Consider the following 4,467-nt stretch of genomic DNA (forward strand, 5'->3'; position numbering starts at 1 on the left):
TCGAAATCGCGATGACCACGTAACTCCAACGCCTGATCAACTGCGTCCTTCAAATAGCGATGCGAGGATTCCACGCTGCCATTCTCGTGCCCCAAGCCACGATTGTTGCGCGTGCCTTCCATGCCATAGTGCCGAAGTAACGCCGCGTAGCGAACCGTAAAGTCGTCCTTCTCCTGAAGGTTCTTAAAAGCTGCCGACAGACTGTCGGAGCGGTGCTCGCTGGGGCAGCCGCCGGCCTGCCATAAAGCGTTCTGCAATCCTGCTGCCAACGCCTGGAAACTCTCTCCGCCGTCAACGACGCTGGCGTATTCCCAGCGCGAGAACGCCAGCACAAAGTGATAGAGCAAATGTCCGAAGGCAACACCGGCGATCGTCACACGCAGTTTCTCCATGTGCGTGAAGTCGGACAATCCTCGCACTCCGGGCTGGTAGGTTTGAGGGAAGAACACCTCCTTGCTGGGTCCTTCGAGCGCGCGCCATTGGCTGATATGCCGCTCCAGCGTGCGACGCATACTGTCCGGGAACCGTTCCGGATAGTCTTCCTGCAGTTTGCGCAGCAGCGTGATCGCCTTCAGCTTGGGGACACTGCGCAGCAACGGCACGACTTCACTCTCCCATACATCGGCGAATGGATCGGGGCGCGATCTCCAATAGCGCCGAGGAGTCTGCGATGGAAGCTTGCCGTCGTGTTCGATGCGCCGAGCTGTGCGCTCGCTCATGCCCGACTTCGCAGCTCCGGTTTCTTGCGTGTGACTTTTACGATTAGTCATGTAAAGGCGGACCTGTCGATCGGTGATGCGGGTTCCAGACATGGGCTGACTGCTTCTTTTAGCTTTTAGCCACCCATCCTATTCTGCCGCCGACCAGGCGCCTTCCGGCAGCCCGTCGCCTACGGCGGCTACGCCGCCTTCGACTCCGGACTACCGGACAAGATGATTGTCGCTACGCCGGACATGCTGATTGTCGCAGTCCAGCCAGATTCGCCGAACCGCTGCGCGAACGCATCCGTGGGCGCTCGCAAGAGGTCTGCGCTGCCGCCGGCATCGAGATCGAGCACGTCAACAAGAGCCACATCCACAGCAAGGAAGACTTGGTGGCACGCGTGCTGCAGGCGCGTGGCGATGCACCCGGGCTGGTGCACGTCATCTCGGCGATGGAGGCCTGCCCGAGCTACAAGCCCTGGCACGACAAGAGCAGCGGCAAGACCTACCTGCGCCCCGAGACGGGCAAGTGCCTGCACTACTATTTCTACTTCATCGATGACGAACTTGGACTGTGCTACCTGAGGGTGCCGACCTGGGCGCCGTTTGGCTTGCAGTTCTACTGCAATGGCCACAGCGCCGTGGCCCGTGCGCTCAAGCGCGAGGCCATCGAGTTCGTGCAGGCCGACAACGCCTTTTTGCGCATTGCCGACGTGGACCGCGCACAGGCCATCGCCGACGCGCTCAGCCCCGATATGCTGCATGAGCGGCTGGACCGCTACGCGCAGTGGCTGTGCCCGGTGCTCGACGTGTTCGGCCAGACCTACCACTGGAGCCTGCGGCAGGCCGAGTATTCCACTGACCTGATGTTCCGCAGCCAACAGACGCTGGTGCCGCTGTACGACGTGCTGTCGCGTCAGGCGGTGCTGGCCGCGCACGCCGGGAAAGTAGCCGGCTTCCTGGGCAAGAAAGTCACGGTGCAATTGGCGCAGGAGATCGGGGCTGACGTTCAGAAGGCGGAAGGCCTTTTCCTGAACGGGCGTGGGCCGGGTAGACATGACGATCGTGGCGTTCGGATTGAGAGGCGTGTGGCAGACGTTGTAAGTGAGCGTGGCCAGGTCATGGCATGAGCGCGCACGCGCTGGGCATTCCAATGGAACACGGGCCGCACTTGCAGATCGACCGTCTTCAGCGAACGGAAGGCCCGCTCCACGACGTGCCTCGGACTAACAGCAGTGAAGCCGGTTTCAGCAATGGGGCTTTGAAAGCTTGAGCCGTGTGCGGCCAAAACTGCATGCACGGTTCTGAGGCTGCGGCGCAGCAATGCGTCGCTGCTACCCGACCGGTCTACGGGTTGGAAGCCTGTCGGATTCGCATAGGCCTGCGGGTGCTGTCGAAGACTCGTGCGAAATGGTTCTATTTGATGGTACGAATTGAAGCTGCACTTGGCTAGCGCGGTGCCTTTGCCCGCCACACTTAGGGCAAAGGCGGTGCTCGAGGACTCCAGAGTCAGGTTCTATGTTGATCCGCCTCTGCGGCGAACCCTCCCAGCTCAAGCTTGGTTCCTCGAGCTGCTCGCTCAGTTCGGCCCGCACATCTGGCGGCGGCTCAGAAGATTTAAAGAGGCTCGGGGTTGGATGAAGCCCTGGGCCTTCGAATCAAATATTGAGCTATCTTGTTAGCTAGCCCGCGCCACGTACAATCCAAGCTTCTTCAGCACCGCGTCGATGGCAGCGCGGTCACCGTCGCTCGGGGCCTGCTTGAGCGCAAGCTTGAGCTCGTAGCCGCCAATCGGCGCATCCTCGATCTTCTCTTCGATGTCCGAGGGATGTAAGCGCAGCGCCTCGATAGTCACCGCGCCGTCCGGGGCCTCGAAGCGTTTCTTAAGAAGCTCGTTGGTGCGTTCGTGCCCGAGGTATCCTGCGTAATCCAGCATGGCGTCGACGAAGCGCGGTCGCATCTCACGCGAGTACGCAAAATGGTCCGGGTCCTGGAGCGCCTCAAGATAAATCCCGAAGTTCCGTGCGATGAGGGCATCGCCATCTTCGCGGTTAGCCAGCACGAAGCTGATTTGTTCGGTTACGACCGACATTAGTCCTCCAGTATCAATAGCGTTCTGTCCGCGTACAGTCCAACTCGGGAACGACACGGACGCCTCGCGGAAGAAAAAAGCTCATCGAGGAAGATGAGCCCCGGTCAATCAGTCTTCATCAGCAGGGGCGATGACTTCGCCGAAAGGCTACCAAGGGCAGTCACTCGAACCTCACGTTGGGCGGGAGGGGGTGTGGCCGACCTATGCGATCCCTATATGGCGACGGGCAAAAAATACAAGATGGCGGATTGTTGTACGCGCTCGCCACAATGGAGCGGGGGAGGGCAATGCGCCTTGCCCTCGATTCCAGGATCAGGAACAACTCAGCGTTTCGCTAGCTCGGCGGTCGACTGCAGTCAGCCCGCTCCGCTTCGGTTCCGGCCATTTTTTTCGGATGCCAGACAAAAAAAGCCGGCGCTTGGCCGGCTTCTACTGCCTGCTTTTCGGCAGACTCGCGACTGACGCTTATCAGACGCGCTGTCCCGCGGTTTGAGGCGCATTGGTCGTTTGAGATTTGTGTTCGGCGCCGTCGTTTGAGCGGCCACGTGGCAGCCCCGTGGTCTTTGCAGTACAACGGAATTCGTAACGAACCGGCAGCAAACCGAGAACAACCGCGACGAGGCCAAGCGTCGAATCAGCGGCGCGCACAGCAAGTTGAGCACGGTAAGCGCAAGCAAGCCGAAGCTTGCAACCTTATAACTTAGGCTGCGGGAAACGCGATTACGTTCAGAAAGGAGTTGTAACAGAGGATCGCAACGGCCGATGAGTTATCTGAAGGACTTACGCAAAGCGCGTCGGGACCGACGGATTTTCGAGTTCTCGCCGGAGGAAATCGTCGAGCATTTCATGTTTGACCCGACAACCAGCGCGCTTCGCGCTCACCGCCGGCCGGGGTGACGTGCTGATCGGTGTCACGGCGCTGCCTGTCGCGTATCTCGCCGCGATCAAGGGGCCCGCGTGGCGCACGTCAACCTGGTTTGGAACGCGCTGGGTTTTATCGATCTGGTATTCGCTGTCGCATTGGGTGTCGGTTCCTCGCACGGTATCTCCCACCAAACGCCGGCCCCGACGCGCCCTCTTTTGAGTTCACCACTATTCCCGAGCCCACGCACGAGCGTGCTCTCGCGCTCGTCCGGGCAATCCAGCCGTAGACCGAAAACCGAACACCAATTTCGTAACTTCTCAATAACCCGGGGCGAGCGCCAGCATGCTGTTCAAGCAGAGAGGGCGATGCGTTGTTCGAGGAGATGAGGCAGGAGGGGAATTTGATCGCTGCAAGAAATGCGGTCTGTCAGATACTCCCAGAACGAAATGTTCAGCTTGCGGCATGTCGCCTTTAGACTCGAGAACGTATCGCGGCATTGTCGGCCGAGCTCGCTGCGCGTGCCGCCACTGATCTTTCGTTTTTTGACCTGATCGCGAATGTCGCGCTCACTGCCATTGGTATGCAGCGGGACCTCAGGACGCTCCAACACCAGCAGCAACTCGGACTTGTTCATGTGAATCCGTCTGAGCAAACGATCGAGCGTCGCATAGAGGGTCTTTTGGATGAAGACCGTGTCAAAGCGTCTTGCTAATTCTCGTTTGCGTTTCGCAGTGGGGTGCTGTTTGTAGTCCTTCAGGTCGGCGTAGAGCGACCAGATCTCGCCGCGCACGCGGGCGATGTCCTCTCGG

Annotated in this window: 5 protein-coding genes and 1 pseudogene; 1 reads left to right on the forward strand and 5 read right to left on the reverse strand. The window is 59.7% G+C overall.

The features are described 5' to 3' along the window. The 4 genes and pseudogenes from istA to BSU04_RS42025 form a co-directional block, all read right to left on the reverse strand. On the reverse strand, positions 1-812 hold an 812-nt coding region (istA, locus tag BSU04_RS42010), incomplete at its 3' end, for an IS21 family transposase (RefSeq protein ID WP_144021519.1). Between the two features lie 86 nt (positions 813-898). Continuing rightward, positions 899-1,072, reverse strand: a complete 174-nt coding sequence (locus BSU04_RS46935; RefSeq protein WP_179258621.1) for a hypothetical protein — start codon at positions 1,070-1,072, stop codon at positions 899-901. Positions 1,073-1,699: 627 nt separating this feature from the next. After that, a pseudogene (locus BSU04_RS49230) lies at positions 1,700-1,953 on the reverse strand (IS1634 family transposase); the annotation flags it as partial. 426 nt (positions 1,954-2,379) lie between these two features. Then, the gene (locus tag BSU04_RS42025; RefSeq protein WP_089166095.1) at positions 2,380-2,793 is read right to left on the reverse strand and encodes a hypothetical protein; all 414 of its coding nucleotides are present in this window, start codon (positions 2,791-2,793) and stop codon (positions 2,380-2,382) included. Between the two features lie 850 nt (positions 2,794-3,643). Between BSU04_RS42025 and BSU04_RS46105 the strand changes: the two genes are divergently transcribed. After that, positions 3,644-3,877: a hypothetical protein gene (locus BSU04_RS46105; RefSeq protein ID WP_144021521.1), complete on the forward strand. Its 234-nt coding sequence runs from the start codon at positions 3,644-3,646 to the stop codon at positions 3,875-3,877. A gap of 130 nt (positions 3,878-4,007) precedes the next feature. Here BSU04_RS46105 and BSU04_RS42035 read toward each other — a convergent pair. Further along, the coding region (locus BSU04_RS42035; RefSeq protein WP_144021522.1) for an IS66 family transposase at positions 4,008-4,467 on the reverse strand (460 nt) is incomplete at its 5' end.

This window comes from Caballeronia sordidicola (genome assembly GCF_002220365.1).
GTDB classification, from domain to species: Bacteria; Pseudomonadota; Gammaproteobacteria; order Burkholderiales; family Burkholderiaceae; genus Caballeronia; species Caballeronia sordidicola_C.